At 73.3% G+C, this 16411-nt stretch carries 17 protein-coding genes; 15 read left to right on the top strand and 2 right to left on the bottom strand.

Annotation, left to right across the window (positions count from 1 at the left end; all coding sequences use genetic code 11):
• Positions 1-98: 98 nt before the first annotated feature.
• Positions 99-395: a flagellar biosynthetic protein FliO gene (locus tag P7V53_RS14070; protein WP_280156097.1), complete on the bottom strand. Its 297-nt coding sequence runs from the start codon at positions 393-395 to the stop codon at positions 99-101.
• Positions 377-1573 (bottom strand): type III secretion system export apparatus subunit SctU, encoded by a 1197-nt coding sequence (gene sctU / locus P7V53_RS14065; protein ID WP_280156096.1) that lies wholly within the window; start codon positions 1571-1573, stop codon positions 377-379. The genes P7V53_RS14070 and sctU overlap by 19 nt, the downstream gene beginning before the upstream one ends.
• 149 nt (positions 1574-1722) lie before the next feature.
• On the opposite strand from sctU, the gene P7V53_RS14060 reads away from it, so the two are divergent.
• The 15 genes from P7V53_RS14060 (at position 1723) to P7V53_RS13990 (ending at position 16411) form a co-directional block, all read left to right on the top strand.
• Positions 1723-2559 (top strand): lytic transglycosylase domain-containing protein, encoded by an 837-nt coding sequence (locus tag P7V53_RS14060; protein WP_280156095.1) that lies wholly within the window; start codon positions 1723-1725, stop codon positions 2557-2559.
• Positions 2556-4532 carry a flagellar biosynthesis protein FlhA gene (locus P7V53_RS14055; RefSeq protein WP_280156094.1) on the top strand — a complete coding sequence of 659 codons (1977 nt, stop codon included), beginning with the start codon at positions 2556-2558 and terminating at the stop codon, positions 4530-4532. Before P7V53_RS14060 ends, P7V53_RS14055 begins: the two co-directional genes overlap by 4 nt.
• The gene (sctC, locus tag P7V53_RS14050) at positions 4532-7660 is read left to right on the top strand and encodes a type III secretion system outer membrane ring subunit SctC (RefSeq protein ID WP_280156093.1); all 3129 of its coding nucleotides are present in this window, start codon (positions 4532-4534) and stop codon (positions 7658-7660) included. Before P7V53_RS14055 ends, sctC begins: the two co-directional genes overlap by 1 nt.
• Before the next feature lie 42 nt (positions 7661-7702).
• Entirely contained in the window at positions 7703-7996 is a 294-nt protein-coding gene (locus P7V53_RS14045; protein ID WP_280156092.1) for a hypothetical protein, read from the top strand.
• 19 nt (positions 7997-8015) lie between these two features.
• Positions 8016-8429 carry a hypothetical protein gene (locus P7V53_RS14040; protein ID WP_280156091.1) on the top strand — a complete coding sequence of 138 codons (414 nt, stop codon included), beginning with the start codon at positions 8016-8018 and terminating at the stop codon, positions 8427-8429.
• An 8-nt stretch (positions 8430-8437) separates the two neighbouring features.
• Positions 8438-9292, top strand: a complete 855-nt coding sequence (gene sctJ / locus P7V53_RS14035; RefSeq protein WP_280156090.1) for a type III secretion inner membrane ring lipoprotein SctJ — start codon at positions 8438-8440, stop codon at positions 9290-9292.
• Entirely contained in the window at positions 9289-9825 is a 537-nt protein-coding gene (locus P7V53_RS14030) for a hypothetical protein (RefSeq protein ID WP_280156089.1), read from the top strand. The genes sctJ and P7V53_RS14030 overlap by 4 nt, the downstream gene beginning before the upstream one ends.
• Positions 9822-10430 carry a type III secretion system stator protein SctL gene (gene sctL / locus P7V53_RS14025; RefSeq protein ID WP_280156088.1) on the top strand — a complete coding sequence of 203 codons (609 nt, stop codon included), beginning with the start codon at positions 9822-9824 and terminating at the stop codon, positions 10428-10430. Before P7V53_RS14030 ends, sctL begins: the two co-directional genes overlap by 4 nt.
• A complete protein-coding gene (locus P7V53_RS14020; RefSeq protein WP_280156087.1) occupies positions 10427-11749 on the top strand; it encodes a FliI/YscN family ATPase in 1323 nt (440 codons plus the stop codon). The genes sctL and P7V53_RS14020 overlap by 4 nt, the downstream gene beginning before the upstream one ends.
• On the top strand, positions 11746-12237 hold the full coding sequence (locus P7V53_RS14015) for a hypothetical protein (protein ID WP_280156086.1): 492 nt from the start codon (positions 11746-11748) through the stop codon (positions 12235-12237). Before P7V53_RS14020 ends, P7V53_RS14015 begins: the two co-directional genes overlap by 4 nt.
• Positions 12234-12812, top strand: a complete 579-nt coding sequence (locus P7V53_RS14010) for a hypothetical protein (protein ID WP_280156085.1) — start codon at positions 12234-12236, stop codon at positions 12810-12812. Before P7V53_RS14015 ends, P7V53_RS14010 begins: the two co-directional genes overlap by 4 nt.
• A gap of 133 nt (positions 12813-12945) precedes the next feature.
• Positions 12946-13599 carry a DUF6683 family protein gene (locus P7V53_RS14005; RefSeq protein WP_280156084.1) on the top strand — a complete coding sequence of 218 codons (654 nt, stop codon included), beginning with the start codon at positions 12946-12948 and terminating at the stop codon, positions 13597-13599.
• Positions 13600-13603: 4 nt separating this feature from the next.
• On the top strand, positions 13604-14614 hold the full coding sequence (locus P7V53_RS14000) for a hypothetical protein (protein WP_280156083.1): 1011 nt from the start codon (positions 13604-13606) through the stop codon (positions 14612-14614).
• Positions 14608-15681, top strand: coding sequence for a sensor histidine kinase (locus P7V53_RS13995; RefSeq protein WP_280156082.1), 1074 nt, complete (start codon positions 14608-14610; stop codon positions 15679-15681). The genes P7V53_RS14000 and P7V53_RS13995 overlap by 7 nt, the downstream gene beginning before the upstream one ends.
• A 79-nt stretch (positions 15682-15760) precedes the next feature.
• Positions 15761-16411: a response regulator gene (locus P7V53_RS13990; RefSeq protein ID WP_280156081.1), complete on the top strand. Its 651-nt coding sequence runs from the start codon at positions 15761-15763 to the stop codon at positions 16409-16411.

Below are 16411 nucleotides of genomic sequence, written 5' to 3'. Positions count from 1 at the left end.
ACTCGCTGTGTGCGGATCGCGTCGCTGACCGGATGAATTAAAGGTGACGCAGGCGCTTCGCGACAGTCGGTACGTTCGGCAGCTAGGTCCGGCCGCAGCTAGGAGCGACCCTCATCGCGCTCGTCGCGCGACGCAGGCCAGTGGGCGATGGTGCTGATGCCCCCGGCGGTGACGCCCAGCATCCAGCGCTCGCCGCGGTGCTCGACGATGACCACGCGCTCCTTGGCGCCGACGGGCAGCGCGCGCACGAAGCGCAGCAGGTCGTCGGAGGCGCCGCCGCCGGCCGAGCGCGGCTGCATGCGCGCGCGCAGCAGCCGCAGCACGACCCACGCGAGCGCGAGGACGATGACCAGAGCCAGCAGCATGCTGGCGAAGCTCAGGATGAAGGATTCCATGGCGGGTCCGGATAGCGTGTGAGGTCTTCGCCCGGCGCGGCGATGCGCCGCGGCGGCAGTGGTGGCGCGTCGGGATCGGCGGCGCGCTGCGCGTCGACATGTTGCCGCACCTCGCGCGCCCACAGGATCACCTCGGCGATGATCTCGAACAGGTCGGCCGGCACGATCTCCCCGATCTCGCCGCGCGCGAGCAGGTCGCGCGCCAGCGGCACGTTGCGCACGATGGGCACGCCGGCCTCCTCGGCCGCCTCGCGCATCGCGCGCGCCACGTGGTCCTCGCCCTTGAAGGCGATGGTCGGCACCGGCGTGGTCTCGCGGTCGTAGTCGATGGCAATGGCCACGTGCGTCGGATTGACCACCAGCACGTTCGCCCCGCGCGCCGCCTGAGCGGCATTGCTCTGCGACCACTCCTGGTGCGCCTGGCGCCGCTGCGCCTTGATGTGCGGATCGCCTTCGCTCTCCTTCATCTCCTGCTTGATGTCGCGCAGGCTCATGCGCATCTTCTTCGTGAACGAGTAGCGCTGGTAGGCGGCGTCGAGCAGCGACACCATCGCGAACACCGCCACCGTCCACGCGAGCGCCTGCACCGTGAGGTCCCACACCATCGCGCCCACGGCCTGCGGGGGCAGCGTGGGTGCGCGCGCCAGCCCGACGATCTGCGGCAGCGCCGCGCGCACCACCAGCCAGCCGATCAGGAACAGCAGCGCGGTCTTGGCCAGCGCCTTCACCACCTCGATGACGTTGTCCATCGAGAACATGCGCTTCACGCCCTCGACCGGGTTCATCTGGTCCAGCTTGGGCTTGACCTTCTCGAAGGTGAGCACCGGTCCGGCCTGCAGGAAATCGGTGAGCAGCCCGACGGCCGCGGCCGGCACGAGCAGCATCGCCACCAGCAGCAGCGCGAGCTCGGCCGCCTGGCCGCCGATGGCGCGCACCGCGCCGGCATAGCCGGTGACGGACCAGCCCTGCGCAATGGTGGCGAACAGCGAGTCGAACAGCTGCGCCATGCGCGACGGCGCGTACGCCACCGCCAGCGCGCCGACGCCCAGCCACACGACGAGGCCCACGGTGGAGGTGACTTCCTTGCTCTTCGGGACGTCGCCTTTCTTGCGCGCATCCTGCAGTCGTTTCGGTGTCGGTTTCTCGGTCTTGTCGCCGCCGTCGTTCTTGTCGGCCATGGTGTTGCGAGAGGGGTTGGAATCAGGACGAACACGTAGTGTGTGCGCTGTTGCACGGCGCCGCGGACGGCCTCCCTAGTTGAAAGGGGGGGCCGTGCGGGACAGAGGGATGTGTGCGGGGGAGTCGCTCGCCCATAGTCCTCCTCACGATGAAACTGCCTGCCGACGACTGTGAACCGAATCGATTCGCGGTGCCGCGCGCGACGCACCGACGCGGCCGCGCCGCCTGCCGACTCGCCGCTGCGGCGGCGCTGCTCGCCGCCTCGCCGCTGCTGCCGGCGCAGCCCTGCATGGCGCCGCTGTCCGCGGCCCTGGCGGCTTCCGCCGCAGCGGCCAGCGCCGAGAAGTTCAAGCTCATCGCACAGCAGTGCGACGTGCTCGCCGAGCCGGCGCAGGTGCACCGCGCGGCGCAGCTGGGCCTCTACGAGCGCGGTGCCCCGGTCGCCGTCGCGATGCCGTCGAGCCCCGCGCCCGATGCCGCCGCGAGCGCACCGGCTGCCCCCGCGGCACCGCTCACAGGCGACGCCGCCCGCGTGCTCTCGCTCGCGCCCGCACTGATCAACGCGGCCCAGGAGCACGACATCGATCCGCTGCTGCTCCACGCGGTGGCGCATGTCGAGTCGCGCCACAACGCCCGTGCGGTGTCGCCGGCCGGGGCGCGCGGCGTCATGCAGGTGATGCCCGCCACCGCGAAGCGCTTCGGCGTCGATCAACCCGAGCGGCAGCTGTTCGACGCCGCCACCAACGCGCGCGCCGCCGCTGCCTACCTGCGCACCCTGCGCAGTCGCTACGGCGACGACCTGCGGCTGGTGCTCGCGGCCTACAACGCCGGCGAAGGCGCGGTCGCCAAGCACGGCGGCAACGTGCCGCCCTACCCCGAGACGCAGGCCTATGTGCGCGACGTGCTCGCCGTGTACCGGCGTCTCACGTCGGAGTTCAGCGTGTCCGCGTCGGGACGCATCGTCGCGCGAGGGAGTCGGTCATGACGATGTCGAGCTACTTCCGCTCTGCGTCGTCGATGCGCGAGAGCGTGGTCTCCCGCTACAGCGACCTGCTGCTGGTGGGCGCCGTCGTCGCCATCGTCGCGATGATGGTGCTGCCGCTGCCGATCTGGCTCATCGACATGCTGGTCGCGGCCAACATCGCGTCGGGGCTGCTGCTGCTGCTGCTCGCGCTCTACATCGCTTCGCCGCTGGAGTTCTCGGTGTTCCCCAGCGTGCTGCTGATGACCACGCTGTTCCGCCTGTCGCTGTCGATCGCCACCACGCGCATGATCCTGCTGCAGGGCCACGCGGGCGACATCATCGACACCTTCGGCAAGGTCGTCGCCGGCGGCAACCTCGTCGTCGGCCTGGTGGTGTTCCTCATCATCACCGTGGTGCAGTTCATCGTGATCGCCAAGGGCGCCGAGCGCGTGGCCGAGGTGGCGGCGCGCTTCTCGCTCGACGCGATGCCCGGCAAGCAGCTGTCGATCGACTCCGACCTGCGCTCCGGCCTCATCGACAAGGACGAGGCCAAGCGCCGCCGCCGCACGCTCGAGATGGAGAGCAAGCTGCACGGCAGCCTCGACGGCGCGATGAAGTTCGTCAAGGGCGACGCCATCGCCGGCATCATCATCATCGTCATCAACCTGCTGGGCGGGCTGGCCATCGGTGTCATGCAGCAGGACCTCGCCATCGGCGCGGCGATGTCCAAGTACTCCATCCTCACCATCGGCGAGGGCATGGTGGCGCAGATCCCGGCGCTGCTCGGCGCGATGGCCGCCGGCATGCTGGTCACGCGCACCACCGACGACGACGACCGCCACCTGGGCGACGCGATCCGCAAGCAGATCACCGCCAAGCCGCGCGTGCTGCTGGTCGCCGGCGGCGTGTGCGTCCTGATGGCGCTGGTGCCTGGCTTTCCGTCGCTGGTCTTCATCGCGCTGGCGCTGGTGGCCATCTCCTGCGGCGTGCTGCTCACGCCCGCCTGGCGCGAGCGGCTCAAGCAGCTGCGCCATCCGGCCGTGCGCAGCCTCGTCAAGCGGCTGGACGCCGTGCCGCAGGTCATCGCCACCGCATTGCCGCAGCCGCGTCCGTCGGTGCCGCTGCTGCTGCGCGTGCCGGCGCCGCTGCTGGCCGACCAGCGGGCGCCCTTGCTGACGCGCTCGCTCGAAGACCTGCTCGACGAGTTCCAGCTCGGCCTCGGCCTGTCGCTGCCGCGCATCAACGTGCACGGCATCGCCGACGGCGACACGCGCGGCAGCGCACGCTGGGAGCTGCTCGCCTTCGAGGTGCCGATCGCCGGCGGCGACATGCCGCGGCAGTCGCCGCACACCGAGCTCGCCGAGCCGGTGCGGCAGGCGCTGCGCCGCCATGCGCCCCTGTTCCTCGGCATCCAGGACACCACTCACCTGCTGACCCGCGCATCGGCCGACGTGCCCGACGTGGTCAAGGAAGTGCTGCGCGCGTTGCCGCTGCAGCGCGTGGCCGACGTGCTGCGCCGCCTGGTGGGCGAGGCGGTGTCCATCCGCAACCTGCGCGACATCCTCGAGGCGCTGTCCGAGGCCGGCCAGCGCGACAAGGATGCGCATGCGCTGACCGAGTACGCGCGAATCGCGCTGCGCCGCCAGATCAGCCACCAGGCCGCGCCGCAGGGCCGGCTGGCCGCGGTGATGCTGGAGCCGGCGCTCGAGGACATGCTGCGCCAGGCGGTGCGCGTGAGCGGCGGCGTGGCCCAGCTGGCGCTGGAGCCCGACACCGCGCGCCGCGTCAGCGAGGCGCTGGCGTCCGCCGTGGCGCGTCACCGTGCCGCGGCCGTCGTCACCGCCATCGACGTGCGCTGGCATGTGCGCAAGCTGATCGAGCCGGAGTGCTTCGACACGCCGGTGCTGTCCTATCACGAGTTGATGCCCACGCTGCAGCTCGACGTGCTCGACCGCGTGTCCGTTCCCGGCGCGCCGATGCTGGAGGCCGCGTGATGTCCGCCCTGTCCGGTTCCTGTTGGCGGCTGCGCATCGCGCGCGGCGTCGCGCTGCTGGCGTTGCTGCTGGTCGGCGCGGTCCACGCCGCTCCCATGCCCAACGCCGCGCGGCCGGTGTCCATCACCGCCCGCGAGCAGCCGATCGCCGCCTTCCTGCAGGACCTGTTCGCCGCCATCGACGTGCCGGCCGCGGTGAGCCCCAATCTCGGCGGCTCGGTCAACGGCACCTTCTCCGGGCCGGCCGAGCGCGTGCTGCGCGACGTGAGCCGTGTCTACAACGTCGTCGGCTACTACGACGGCGCGGTGATGCACGTGGTGCCCGCGGCCGAGCTGGTGACGCGCACCTATGCCGTCGCGGCGCCGGTGTCCTCGCGCATGCTGCGCGAGGCGGCGGAGCTGCGCCTCACCGACACGCGCAACACGCTGCGCACCACGGGCGAAGGCAACGTGGTGGCGGCCGGCACGCGCCGCTTCATCGAGCAGGTCGACGAGCTGCTGCGCGCCGGCCAGGTGGCCCAGGCGGTGCCGGCGCTGCCGAGCGGGCAGATGGACTTCCGCGTGTTCTACCTGCGCTACGCCTGGGCGCAGGACACCACGGTGCGCATGGGCGGACGCGAGGTCGTCGTGCCCGGCGTCGCCTCCATCCTGCGCTCGCTCGTCGGCATGCGCGGCGGCGGCGCGCTGGGGCAGGACGTGGCGCTGCCGGCCACCCAGCCGCATCTTCGCGGCCAGGGCCTGGCCAAGCGCACCGCCGCCGGCAAGGACATCCCGGCCGATGTCGCGCCGCGCACCGGCGGCGCGGTCGATGCGCTGGTCACGGCGCTGGCGAGCGCCGCGCAGGCCGACGCGGGGCAGGCGGCCTCGCAGCAGGCCGCCGCGGCGGCCAACGACCCGCGCCAGCCGCGCATCGAGTCCGATCCGCGCCTCAACGCGATCATCGTGCGTGACGTGTCCGAGCGGCTGCCGCGCTACGAGCAGCTCATCGCCGCGCTCGACGTCGAGCCCCAGTCGCTGGAGATCGAGGCGACCATCATCGACGTCAACACCGACCGCCTGCGCGAGCTGGGGATCAACTGGCGCTGGAACAACGACGGCCGCAGCGCATCCTTCGGCAACGTCGATGCGCCGCTCAACCTGCGCGGCGGCATCGCCTCGGCGGTGCTGGGCTCGGTGGGCCAGTTCATCGCCCGCATCAACGCGCTGCAGGCCGAAGGCGCGGCGCGCGTGGTGTCCAGCCCGCAGGTGGTGACGCTGTCCAACGTCGAGGCCGTGTTCGACAACAGCTCCACGTTCTACGTGCGGGTGGCCGGCCGCGACGAGGTCGATCTCTTCAACGTCAGCGCCGGCACCTCGCTGCGCGTGATGCCGCACGTGTTCCGCGACAGCGACCGCACGCGCATCAAGCTGCTGGTGCAGGTGGAGGACGGCTCGCTCACCGGCCGGCAGGTCGACCAGATCCCGGTCGTCGAGCGCTCCACCATCAACACGCAGGCGCTGATCGTCGAGGGCGAGAGCCTGCTGATCGGCGGCCTGGTGCGCGACGCCACCTCGTCCAGCGTCGACAAGGTGCCCGGCCTGGGCGACGTGCCGGTCGTCGGCAACCTGTTCAAGAACCGCACCAACACCACGTCGCGCATCGAGCGGATGTTCCTGATCACGCCGCGGCTCGCGTCGACGCGGCCGGCGACGGGCTCCCCGGTGCGGGCGGGCACGCCGCCGGCGACGCCGGCCGTGCAGACAGCTGCACCCGCCGGCGCGGCGCCGGCGCCGGCTGCCCCGGCTCCCGTCGCGCCGCCTGCCGCTGCGGCCCCTGCGCGGCCCGCCGTGGTCGAAGTTGCCGCCGCGCGGCCCGCATCCGTCGCCCCCGCCCGCGCCGACGCCCTATCCGCCGCCGGCGCGCGAGTCGACGGTGCTCGACCTCGATGCGCCGCAGCCCGGCTCGACCCCGCGCGCCGCGCCCGCTGCGCTGCCCGTCGCCCCGGCCGCGCCCACCCGGCCCAAGGCGCGCTGATCGTGGAGAACGACATGCCCGCATCCCATCCGGCCCTCGAGCTCGAGCTGCGCGTGCTCGACGGCCCGCAGCTCGGCGCGCGTGCGCCGCTGCAACGCGGCGTCGGCCGCATCGTGGCGTCGGCCGCGGCCGACGACGACGCCGACATCGTGCTGCGCGACGACGTCGCGCAGGCCGCGCGCGTGCGCATCACCGCCGGCGTGCCGCAGGCGCTGCTCGAAGTCCTGCAAGGCGAAGCACGGCTCGGCGAAGAGCTGCTGTCCGCCGGCGCGCAGGTGGCGTGGTCGCTGCATGCACCGCTGCAGATCGGCCGCTCGTGCATCGCCTTCGGCCTCGCGGATGACGAACACTGGCCGACCGCAGCGTCGCATCGGCCGACGGAGGCGCCGCAGGCCGCCGCGGCCGCGACCCGCCCCCGCAAGCCGCGCCGGCGCGCCGAGCTGTGGCTGGCCACGGTCGGGGCCGGCGTGGCCCTGGCCAGTGCCGGTGCCCTGGTGCTCGCGCATGTCGTCACGGCGCCGCGCGATGCGCCCCAGGCGGCTCCGCTGGCGGTCGCCCTGCGCAGCAGCGAGTTCGCCCAGCTCGAAACCACTCGCGATGCGCAGGGACGCACCGAGCTGCGCGGCCGCCTGGACACGCTCGCGCAGCGCAGCCGCCTCGACGCCTGGCTCGCCGCGCGGCAGCTCGACCCGGTGGTCAACGTGCATGTCGACGAAGGTGTCGCCCGCGACGTGACCGACGTGTTCCGCGTCAACGGCATCGCCGTGCAGGCTCGAGCCGACGGGCCCGGGCACATCGTCGCCGAAGCCGCCGAGCGCGATGCCGACCGGCTGGCGCGCGCCGCCGAAGTGGTGCGCCGCGACGTGCGCGGACTGGCCCGGCTGGCCGTCGTCAACAAGGCGCAGCCGGCGCCGCCGCCGCCTCCGCCGGTCGTCGACGACCCAGGCAAGCGCATCGCCTCGCTGGTGCCGGGCGAGCCCGCCTACATCGTCACCGCCGACGGCGCGCGCTACTTCATCGGCTCGATGCTGCCTACCGGCCATCGCGTCGTGCAGATCGAGGCACAGCGCGTGACGCTGGAGCGCGCCGGATCGCAAACGAGCTTGAACTTCTGAGACCCCACCTGCAACCCACCCCGACCGCAAAGGAGCAAGCGCATGAGCGACTACGTGAACCCCCTGGCCATGATGGCCGCCTCCCCGATGACGCAGCAGAAGAAAGGCAGCGGCACCTGGTTCGAGGCGCTGGCGCAGGCCTGGGGCCAGACGCTGGACAAGCAGGCCGACATCATCCAGCAGCAGTCCGACGTGATCAGCGGCGGCAACGACACGCCAGCGGCGATCACCGAGCTGTCGGCGCAGTCGCTGAAGATGAGCTTCCTGTCGCAGAGCTCGCACACCTCGATCTCGTCGGTCGGCTCGGCCCTCGAGACGATGGCCCGCAAGCAGTGAGCGCAGCGAGGGGACGGACATGACGATGGACATCGCGGCGGCCGCGCTCGCCCACCTGCCGTCGGCCGGCGCCGCCGGCCATGCCGCCGCAGGCGGTGCGGTGCAGGCCGGCTACGGCGTCTCGCTGACCGACTTCAGCGGCTTCCAGCGTGCGCTGGACACCGCCGGCCTGCGTCTCGAAGCGCGGCCGGTGAGCGCGCCCTCGGAAGCGGCCAAGCAGCTCTTCAAGCCTTTCGAGCACATCAACGGCGAAGCGGCGCGCCTGTCGGCTGACGCGCGCGCCGCGGTGAAGGCCGGCGGCGACATGACACCGGGAGAGATGGTCAACCTGACCGTGCGCTGCCAGGAATTCATGTTCCATTGCCAGCTCACGTCCAACATCGCCAACCGTACTTCGGACGGCCTGCAGCAGCTGTTCCGCCAGCAGTCCTGAGGTCCGTCATGACGATCCTGCGCACCTTGCAAACGATCGCCGCGCCGTGCGCGCTCGCGCTCGTGCTGGCCGGCTGCTCCAGCCAGGAGCTGTATTCGCAGCTGTCCGAACGCCAGGCCAACGAGATGGTGGCGCTGCTGCGCAATGCGGGCCTGTCGGCCGAGAAGCAGACCCACGAGGGACATTTCTCCGTGCTCACGTCGAGCCGCGACTTCTCCGCCGCGGTGCGCACGCTGAGCGCGCAAGGCTACCCGCGCGAGCAGTTCGACAGCATGGGCAAGATCTTCAAGCGCGAGGGCTTCGTGTCGTCGCCGCTCGAGGAGCGTGCGCGCCTGGTGCACGCGCTGTCGCAAGAAATCTCGAACACCGTCGCGCAGATCGACGGCGTGGTGATGGCGCGCGTGCACCTGGTGGTGCCCGAGCGCAACCCGCTGTCCGACAAGCTGCAGCCGGCAGCGGCGGCGGTGTTCATCAAGCACCGGCCCGACAAGGACCTGGCAGCGCAGACGGCGCAGATCAAGGCGCTGGTCGTCAACAGCATCGAGGGATTGCCGTACGACAACGTCACCGTCGCGCTGTTTCCCGCCGAAAGCATGCCCGGCGACGCAGCCCGGTCGGCAGCCGCGCCGGGGGCCACGGCGCAGCGTCGGCCGTCGCTCGACCTGCCGCTGACCGCGGGTGCGGCAGCCGGCACGCTGGCGCTGGGCGGCGGCGGCATGCTGTGGTGGCGGCGCCGCAGCGCTGCACGCGAAGACGCCACCGTGATGCTGTCGCGCCCAGCCGCCGGCGCCCCGCCGGTGCCGCGCGGCGGCCTGCCCGACGAACTGCAAGCCGCCCTGCGTCGCGCGGCCGGACAGCGATGAGCGCGCTGGCGAGCGCCGACGCCGCGAGCCAGCGGCGCCAGCTGCGCGCCGCGGTGGCGCAGCGGCTGCTCGCCAAGGCGCCCGCCGCGGCGGCGGCACTCGACTGGGACATGCTGGGCCAGGCGCCGCTGTGGCTGGCGATGAGCGATGCCGCGCTCACGCAGTTCGCGCGCCAGGTCGGCGCGGTGCTGTGCGCACCGGCGCTGCGGCTGTGGATCGACGCACGGCGGCTGGCCGCCGCGCGCGCGGCGCTCGGCGAGACCTTCCTGCAGGCACTGCTCGCGCAGCCCGATGTGCCGGCGATCGAGCCTCAGCTGTCGAATGCGCTGCGGCTCGACACGCCCGAGCAGGTCGGCGCACTGCTGCAGGCGGCCGGTGCCGGGGTGCTGCTGGCGTCGCTGCCGCCCGGCCTGCTCCAGGCCGCGGCGGCCGCCCTGATGGCGCCCGCGGCCGCGCTGGCCATGCCCGCGTCGACGGCACAGGCGCTGGTGTCGCGGGCCCGCCAGCTGGCGGCGACGCGGAGCGAGGGATGAGCTATCTGTTGTGGCAGTCGGGCGGCGACACGCGCATCGCCTCGACGCGCCTGGTGCTGCGCGCCGCGGAGGTGCCGCTGCTGCAGGAAGCGCTGAGCTTCACGGCGCGGCTGTCGCAGCTGCATCGCGACGAAGCCCGCCGCGTGGCCGAGGCGGAGCACGAGTCGCAGCAACGCGGCCATGCACAGGGACGCGAGGAAGGCCGGCGCGAGGCGCGCGAGCAGGTGGCCGCCTCGCTGGTGGCGCTCGCACAGGCCTCGGCGCAGCAGCGCGAGCGGCTGCAGGGCCAGGTCGCCGAGCTCGCGCTGCAGGTGGCGCGCAAGCTGCTCGGTCGCTTCGCCGACGACGAACTGCTGCTGGCCCTGGCCGACACCGCCGCACGCGAGACGCTGCCGGTGCAGGTGCTGTCGCTCACCGTGCACCCCGATCACTGCGAGGCGGTGCGCGCGCGGCTCGAGGCCGACGCGCCGGCCTGGCGCTGCGAAGTGCGCGGCGATCCGGCGTGCCCGCCCGGCACCTGCCGGCTCGAGACCGAGCTCGGCAGCGTCGACGCATCACTCGACGCGCAGCTTTCTCGGCTGGCCGACGCCTGGGGCGTGCGATGAGCGCCGAGCAGCTGCTGCGCACGCTGCACGCCACCCGCACCGTCGTCGAGCACGGCCGCGTCGTGCAGGCCGGCGGCACGGTGATGCGGGCCACGGGGCTGCGCGCGCGCATCGGCCAGCAGTGCCGCATCTTCGATCCGCAGGCGGCCGACGACGCCGCCGATCCGCTGGTCGCCGAAGTCATCGGCTTCGCCGGCACCGAGGTGATCCTCGCGCCCTATGGCCCGCTGCAAGGCGTGGCCGTGGGCGCGGCGGTGCAGGCGATGGCCGATGCCGCCGAAGTGCCGTGCGGGCCGGCGCTGCTGGGCCGCGTCATCGATGCCTTCGGACGCCCGCTCGACAGCCGCCCGCTCGGCGGCGGGCCCGGCCTGCTCCGCACGCCGCTGCATGCCGACGCGCCCTCGCCGCTGCAGCGACGCGGGGTCGACGCGCCGCTGCCCACCGGCGTGCGCGCGATCGACAGCACGCTGACGGTGGGCGAAGGCCAGCGGGTCGGCATCTTCGCCATGGCCGGCGGCGGCAAGTCGACGCTGCTGGGCATGCTCGCCCGCCAGGCACGCGCCGATGTCAACGTGATCGCACTGGTCGGGGAGCGCGGCCGCGAAGTGCGCGAGTTCCTCGACGACAGCCTCGGCGAGGACGGCCTTGCGCGCTCGGTGGTCGTCGTGTCGACGTCCGACCGGCCCGCACTGGAGCGGGTGCGCGCCGCCTATGCGGCCACCGCGATCGCCGAAGGCTTTCGCGCCCAGGGCCGGCGCGTGCTGCTGCTGGTCGACTCGGTGACGCGCTTCGCCCGCGGGCTGCGCGAGCTGGGCCTGTCGGCGCTGGAGCCGCCGGTGCGCCGCGGCTATCCGCCGTCGGTGTTCGCCGAGCTGCCGCGGCTGTTCGAGCGCGCCGGCAACGATGCGCACGGCTCCATCACCGCCTTCTACACGGTGCTCGCCGAGGACGAGGACAACAGCGACCCGGTGGCCGAGGAGGTGCGCTCCATCCTCGACGGCCACATCGTGCTGTCGCGGCAACTGGCGCAAGCCCATCACTACCCGGCGATCGATGTGCTGGGCAGCGCAAGCCGCGTGTTCACGCGGGTGGCGGCCCCGGCGCACCGGGAAGCGGCGGCGCGCCTGCGCACGCTGCTCGCGCGCCACGCCGAGGTCGAGTTCCTGCTGCGCGTCGGGGAGTACCAGGCGGGCAGCGATCCCGTGGCCGATGCGGCCATCGAGCGCATGCCGGCGATCCGCTCGCTGCTGCAGCAGCGCTCCGACGAGGCAGCCGACTTCGCGCAGACGCTGGCGCGGCTGCAGGAGGTCGTGTCGTGACGCGCGTGCTGCCCCATCCGCGCGAGGCCGGGCAGCTGCAGCGGCTGCGCACGCTGCGCGTGGAGCGCGCCCGCGAGCGCTGCGGCCAGGCCCACGCCGACGTGGAGCGCGCGGCGCAGGCCGTGCGCGAGCGCCAGCGCCGCATCGAGCGCCACCAGCAGGAGATCGAGGCGCTGAGCCGCGCGATCGTGCACCAGCTGGCGCCGCGCCTGCCCCGCTGGGCCGGCGTCGCCGGGGCGCAGAAGGACCATCTGGCCGAGCGCCTGGAGCGCGAGGAGTACGCGCTGGTCAACGACGAGCACGACCTCGAGCAGGCGCAGGAGCGGCTGCAGCAGGCACGCGCGGAGCTCACCCGCGCGCTGGCCCGCGAAGACGCGGTGCGCGGCCTGGTCCACGACTCCCGGCGAGCGCACCGGCAGGCCCGCGAGCAGCGGGCCGAGCGCGAGCTGGAGGACCAGGGCGGCGGACCGGCGAGGAGCGCCCGATGATGAACACCGCCGCCCGGCCGCCGTCGCCGATGGATCGTGCCGCCCGGCCGCAGGAAGCCTCGCACGCGCCCGAAACGCCCGGGCAGCGCGAGCACGCGGACCGCTTCGACCGGATCCTGCGCCACAAGATGGGCGCGCGCGGCGAGGCGGACGACGAGCAGCGCGAGGCCGAGCAGCCGCACGCGCCCGAGGGCATGGCGGTGGCGCCTTTGGCGCCGCACCGCGGCCTCGAGGTGCCGCCGCCGTGCGGGCCCCTGCTGGACATCGCACCGGTCGCGCAGGCGGCGTTCGCCGCCGCACGCGCGGCGGATGTTGCACCGCTGCGCACCGACACGGCCAGCGACTGGCAGCTGTCGCTGCACGAGCCGCTGGGCGTCGCGATCGAGATGCGCGCGACGCGCGCCGCCGTGCCGACGGCCGCCGTGCCGGCGCCGTGGACCTTGACGCTGTCGTCGTCGGGGCTGGACGCGGGCCTGCTGGGCCGCCACGTGCCGCGCCTGGACGAGCGACTGCGCAAGCGCGTGGCCACGCAGCTGCATGTACGCATCGAAGGCGACGACGAGGCGATGCCATGAGCGCGTCAATTCGTCACGTTTCCGGCGCCGCCGCGGACCTCCTTCGCTTGAACCCCCGCCTTCAGTTTCGCAACCCATCGCGCGGCCTGCCCATGCGCTGCCCGGCCGCCCCCGTCCTCCAGGAGACCCATCGATGAGCCGATCTTCCGCCCGCCATGCGCCGCCCCACGACGATCGCCGGCACACGGCGCTCGTGCAGGACATGTCGCGGCTGGTGCGACGGGCGCTGCTCGATGCGATCGTCGAACTCGGCGACGCGTCGCGCGATTGCGCCGCGCTGACCGTCGAGCCCGCACGCGTGCCCATCGCGCCGGCGCACCTGGCCGCATCGCACCCGGGCGGTCCGCAGTCCCGTCACGAAGCGCGCGCCCTCTACGAGCGCTGCCTCGCGCACTACCGGCACGTGGTGCGCGCCTCGCAGGCCGACAGCAGCCTCGACGATGTCGGCGCGGCCGTCGCGTGCTTCGTCGCCGCCAACCTGCAGGCGCTGCACGGCATCGACGCCACGCCGGAGATGCTGCTGCGGCTGGAGCGCCAGCTCGGCGGCGTCGCGACGCTCAGCTCGGCCTGGGCCAGCGCCAGCGCACGCGAACGCCAGCTCTACTTCGAGCAGATGGCCATCCTCGCGGTGCTGATCCGCGAGACCTCCGCGCATGCCGTGCTGCAGGGGCCCGCGGCAGTGGAGAACGTGCGGCGCGCGGCGCGCCGATACCTGCGGCAGCTGCTCGGGCTGGACCCGGATCAGCTCACGCTGGACGCCGGCGGGTTGTCGCTGCGCGAGGCCTGACCCCATGAACGTCGCGCCGATCGCCGTCCCCGGCACCACGCTGGACGCCGTCCTGTCCGCATGGGCCGATGCCGCGGTGCAGGAGCCGCAGCCGGCCGATGCCCAGGCGCTGCCCGCGGCGCCGGGCAACGACGGTCCGGAGCTGGCCGGCATGCAGACGCTCGCGCGTCCGCCCGTCAGCGCCGATGCGGCAACTCGCTCGCACGACGGCGCCGTGCCGGCCGCGGCCGCCGGTCTCGGCGACTTTGCGCTGCCCGAATCGCAGCTCGTGCCTGCGGCGCTGGTCGGCCTGCAGGTCGAGCCGGCCTGGGGCTGGCCGCTGCCCGGTCGGGCCGACGCCCGCACATCGATCCCCCAGGCGCCGACTTGCGAGCGGCAACCTTCCGACGACGACGCGGCGCCCGACACGCAGGAGCATGCCGAGGAGCAGGCGCAGGACGACGCGCCGCCTGCCGCCGAGCCTTGCGAGCTGGTGCTCGAGGATGCCGGCGAAGGCGGCTGGTGCGAGGCGCTCACGCGCGCCCTGCGCGTCGCGCTGGCGGCACGCATTCCCGCGCAGGCGCTGGTGGTCGCCGCCGAGCAATGGCGACGCGGCCGCTGCGTCGTGCTGGCCTGCCCGCAGGGTGCCGATCCCGCGGGCCCGGCCTGGGCCTTCGTGCTGTGGCCGCGACCCGGCGCCGCGCTGTCGCTGGTCGGACTTCGCGTCGAGGCGCGGCTGCAGTGGGCCCTGCCGCCCGTCGGCGCGCACTGGTGCCATGTGCGGGTCGTCAAGGAGCACCATCCGCGGCGCGGCCGCCAGCTGATCGCACCGGACTCGACCGCGTCGGTGCCTTGCGAGGTGCAGCTCGGACCCGTGCTGGCGCGCTCGCTGCACTGGTGCGAGGTGTGCCTGCGAATCGACGCGGTTCGTCGATTCTGGGCGGCGCTGGGCGCGCAGTGGAGCGTGCACGTGGTCGTGTGCGCGACGCCGCTGGCCGGCGTCCGCGTGCCGCCCCTGGAGGGCGAGCCATGCTGAGCGCGCAAGCGGCCACGCCGGCGTCGGACGCCCGCGCACTGGGCGCGCTCGGCGATGCCGTCGCGCTGATCGACGGTCGCTCCCGCACGGTGCGCTGGACCAGCGAAGCCTGGCTCGTCCTCCAGCCTGCGCTCGGCGCCGGCACCACGCTGCACGCGCTGGCCCAGGCGCTGCCGGGCCTCGGCGAGGCCTACGACGCGCGGCCGCGCGACGGCAGGACGCGCCAGCTGCTGCTCGGCGAGTCGCACGAATGGGACGCGCAGCTCGCGACGCTGGCCGACGGCGACCTCCTGCTGCGACTGGCCGACCGACGCGAGAAAGGGCGCGCCCTGCAGCGCCAACTCGACGACCGCGAGCAGCTGCTGTTCACGTCGCGGGTGATCTCCGTCGGCGAGATGGCGACCACGCTGGCGCACGAGCTCAACCAGCCGATCGGCGCGGCGGCCAACCTGCTGCGCGGCCTGCGCTCACGCGTCTCGCGGCGCGGCGCGGCCCTGGACCGCGACGAAGCGACGGCCCTCGACCGCGCCATCGAGCAGGTGATGTTCGCCGCCCGCGTCATCGCCCGCATCCGCGAGTTCACCCACTCGCGCCAGCCGCGCCACGCGCGCGTCGACCTCTCCGCGCTGCTGCAGTCCAGCGCCGCGCTGCTCGACTGGGACGTGCAGCGCAGCGGCGCGCGGCTGTCGCTGTCGCTGCCCGAGGCGCCCGCGCAGGTGCGAGGCGACGAGGTGATGCTGCAGCAGGTCATCGTCAACCTGGTGCGCAACGCGCTCGACGCGCTGCGCACCGATCCGCCCGAAGAGCCCCAGGTGGCGCTGCGCCTGGAGCTGCGCGCGTCCGACGTCGAGGTGCAGGTGCGCGACAACGGCTGCGGCCTGTGCGACGAGACGGCGCGCCAGCTGTTCGTGCCGTTCGCGTCGAGCAAGCCTTCCGGCATGGGCATCGGCCTGTCGATCTGCCGCTCCTTCGTCGAGCTGCATCAGGGGCGCCTGTGGTTCAGCCGCAATGCCGATCGCGGCGCGACCTTCCATCTCAGCCTGCCGCGGATGGCGGTACCCGAATGAAGACGCTGCCGACCATCCGGCGGCGCGACACATCGGCCACCTCGAATCACCAGCCACCTCCCTTTCCCCCGGAGGCTTCATGAACAAGACCATCTACATCCTCGACGACAACCCCGAGTTCCGCGAGTCGACCTGCTTCTGGCTGAGCGGTGCCGGCTTCGAGGTCTGCGCCTGGGGCGATCCGCACGAGGCCATCGAGGCACTGGCGCGGCGCGACCGGCGGGAGAACGCCTGCCTGATGCTCGACGTGCGCATGCCGCAGCTCTCGGGTCTCGACGTGCACGACGCGTTGCTCGCGCGCGGGGCGCAGCTGCCGGTCATCTACATGAGCGGCCACGCCGATGTGCCGCTGGCGGTGCAGGCGATGCGCAAAGGCGCCGTCACGCTGCTGGAAAAGCCGTTCGACGACGAGGCGCTCGAGGCCGCGCTGCAGAGCGCCTTTGCGAGCCAAGGCGCGGCCGCAACTGCCGCCGCTGCGCCGCCGCAGCCCGCCGCGCCGGCGCAGTCGTCGCCGGAGCACGAGCGCTTCCGCACGCGCGAAGCCTCGCTGACGCCCCGCGAGCGCCAGGTGCTGGGCTTCGTCATCCAGGGCATCTACAACAAGAACATCGCCGACCGCATCGGACTGTCGATCAAGACGGTGGAGCTGTACCGCGCGCGCGGCATGGCGAAGATGCAGGCCCGCTCGGTCGCAGAGCTGACCCGCATGATGGTCAGCCAGCAGGTGTGA

It is taken from the genome of Piscinibacter sp. XHJ-5, from assembly GCF_029855045.1.
GTDB lineage: Bacteria > Pseudomonadota > Gammaproteobacteria > Burkholderiales > Burkholderiaceae_C > Albitalea.
Note: the sequence above shows the minus strand (reverse complement) of the source record. Positions and strands in the feature narration are given on the sequence as shown.

What these genes read in the sequence shown, in the direction of transcription:
- P7V53_RS14070 (WP_280156097.1), bottom strand. Translation starts at nt 395, where the DNA reads ATGGAATCCTTCATCCTGAGCTTCGCCAGCATGCTGCTGGCTCTGGTC.
- sctU (WP_280156096.1), bottom strand. Translation starts at nt 1,573, where the DNA reads ATGGCCGACAAGAACGACGGCGGCGACAAGACCGAGAAACCGACACCG.
- P7V53_RS14060 (WP_280156095.1), top strand. Translation starts at nt 1,723, where the DNA reads ATGAAACTGCCTGCCGACGACTGTGAACCGAATCGATTCGCGGTGCCG.
- P7V53_RS14055 (WP_280156094.1), top strand. Translation starts at nt 2,556, where the DNA reads ATGACGATGTCGAGCTACTTCCGCTCTGCGTCGTCGATGCGCGAGAGC.
- sctC (WP_280156093.1), top strand. Translation starts at nt 4,532, where the DNA reads ATGTCCGCCCTGTCCGGTTCCTGTTGGCGGCTGCGCATCGCGCGCGGC.
- P7V53_RS14045 (WP_280156092.1), top strand. Translation starts at nt 7,703, where the DNA reads ATGAGCGACTACGTGAACCCCCTGGCCATGATGGCCGCCTCCCCGATG.
- P7V53_RS14040 (WP_280156091.1), top strand. Translation starts at nt 8,016, where the DNA reads ATGACGATGGACATCGCGGCGGCCGCGCTCGCCCACCTGCCGTCGGCC.
- sctJ (WP_280156090.1), top strand. Translation starts at nt 8,438, where the DNA reads ATGACGATCCTGCGCACCTTGCAAACGATCGCCGCGCCGTGCGCGCTC.
- P7V53_RS14030 (WP_280156089.1), top strand. Translation starts at nt 9,289, where the DNA reads ATGAGCGCGCTGGCGAGCGCCGACGCCGCGAGCCAGCGGCGCCAGCTG.
- sctL (WP_280156088.1), top strand. Translation starts at nt 9,822, where the DNA reads ATGAGCTATCTGTTGTGGCAGTCGGGCGGCGACACGCGCATCGCCTCG.
- P7V53_RS14020 (WP_280156087.1), top strand. Translation starts at nt 10,427, where the DNA reads ATGAGCGCCGAGCAGCTGCTGCGCACGCTGCACGCCACCCGCACCGTC.
- P7V53_RS14010 (WP_280156085.1), top strand. Translation starts at nt 12,234, where the DNA reads ATGATGAACACCGCCGCCCGGCCGCCGTCGCCGATGGATCGTGCCGCC.
- P7V53_RS14005 (WP_280156084.1), top strand. Translation starts at nt 12,946, where the DNA reads ATGAGCCGATCTTCCGCCCGCCATGCGCCGCCCCACGACGATCGCCGG.
- P7V53_RS14000 (WP_280156083.1), top strand. Translation starts at nt 13,604, where the DNA reads ATGAACGTCGCGCCGATCGCCGTCCCCGGCACCACGCTGGACGCCGTC.
- P7V53_RS13995 (WP_280156082.1), top strand. Translation starts at nt 14,608, where the DNA reads ATGCTGAGCGCGCAAGCGGCCACGCCGGCGTCGGACGCCCGCGCACTG.
- P7V53_RS13990 (WP_280156081.1), top strand. Translation starts at nt 15,761, where the DNA reads ATGAACAAGACCATCTACATCCTCGACGACAACCCCGAGTTCCGCGAG.